The following is a 1,771-nucleotide window of genomic DNA, read 5'->3' on the forward strand; positions in this document are numbered from 1 at the left end:
GTATCTTCAGGTAAGGAGGTGATCCAACCGCAGGTTCCCCTACGGTTACCTTGTTACGACTTCACCCCAGTCATGAATCACAAAGTGGTAAGCGCCCTCCCGAAGGTTAAGCTACCTACTTCTTTTGCAACCCACTCCCATGGTGTGACGGGCGGTGTGTACAAGGCCCGGGAACGTATTCACCGTAGCATTCTGATCTACGATTACTAGCGATTCCGACTTCACGGAGTCGAGTTGCAGACTCCGATCCGGACTACGACGCACTTTATGAGGTCCGCTTGCTCTCGCGAGGTCGCTTCTCTTTGTATGCGCCATTGTAGCACGTGTGTAGCCCTGGCCGTAAGGGCCATGATGACTTGACGTCATCCCCACCTTCCTCCGGTTTATCACCGGCAGTCTCCTTTGAGTTCCCACCATTACGTGCTGGCAACAAAGGATAAGGGTTGCGCTCGTTGCGGGACTTAACCCAACATTTCACAACACGAGCTGACGACAGCCATGCAGCACCTGTCTCACGGTTCCCGAAGGCACTAAGGCATCTCTGCCGAATTCCGTGGATGTCAAGGCCAGGTAAGGTTCTTCGCGTTGCATCGAATTAAACCACATGCTCCACCGCTTGTGCGGGCCCCCGTCAATTCATTTGAGTTTTAACCTTGCGGCCGTACTCCCCAGGCGGTCGACTTAACGCGTTAGCTCCGGAAGCCACGCCTCAAGGGCACAACCTCCAAGTCGACATCGTTTACGGCGTGGACTACCAGGGTATCTAATCCTGTTTGCTCCCCACGCTTTCGCACCTGAGCGTCAGTCTTTGTCCAGGGGGCCGCCTTCGCCACCGGTATTCCTCCAGATCTCTACGCATTTCACCGCTACACCTGGAATTCTACCCCCCTCTACAAGACTCTAGTCTGCCAGTTTCGAATGCAGTTCCCAGGTTGAGCCCGGGGATTTCACATCCGACTTGACAGACCGCCTGCGTGCGCTTTACGCCCAGTAATTCCGATTAACGCTTGCACCCTCCGTATTACCGCGGCTGCTGGCACGGAGTTAGCCGGTGCTTCTTCTGCGGGTAACGTCAATCAGCGAAGCTATTAACTCCACTGCCTTCCTCCCCACTGAAAGTACTTTACAACCCGAAGGCCTTCTTCATACACGCGGCATGGCTGCATCAGGCTTGCGCCCATTGTGCAATATTCCCCACTGCTGCCTCCCGTAGGAGTCTGGACCGTGTCTCAGTTCCAGTGTGGCTGGTCATCCTCTCAGACCAGCTAGGGATCGTCGCCTAGGTGAGCCATTACCCCACCTACTAGCTAATCCCACCTGGGCACATCCGATGGTGTGAGGCCCGAAGGTCCCCCACTTTGGTCCGAAGACGTTATGCGGTATTAGCTACCGTTTCCAGTAGTTATCCCCCTCCATCGGGCAGTTTCCCAGGCATTACTCACCCGTCCGCCACTCGTCACCCAAGGAGCAAGCTCCTCTGTGCTACCGTTCGACTTGCATGTGTTAGGCCTGCCGCCAGCGTTCAATCTGAGCCATGATCAAACTCTTCAATTAAAAGTTCGATTTGCTGCAACAAGTGCAGCGATGCTCAAGTGTAAAACGTCATAATGAATTTCATTATGTGTTCACTCTTAAGACTTGATATTTTTTGTCACCCGGAGGTGACTGATATCAATCCTGCGAGTGCCCACACAGATTGTCTGATAAATTGTTAAAGAGCGGTGCAATCAGTGCCGAAGCTTCCTGTTGCGAGGTGGCGTATATTACGCTT

General features: G+C 53.5%; 1 rRNA gene. It reads right to left on the minus strand.

The annotated features are described in order from the left end of the window. Positions 1-11: 11 nt before the first annotated feature. Positions 12-1,554, minus strand: a 16S ribosomal RNA gene (locus FY046_RS23550). Positions 1,555-1,771 lie beyond the last annotated feature (217 nt).

This window comes from Erwinia sp. 1181_3, from assembly GCF_052824965.1.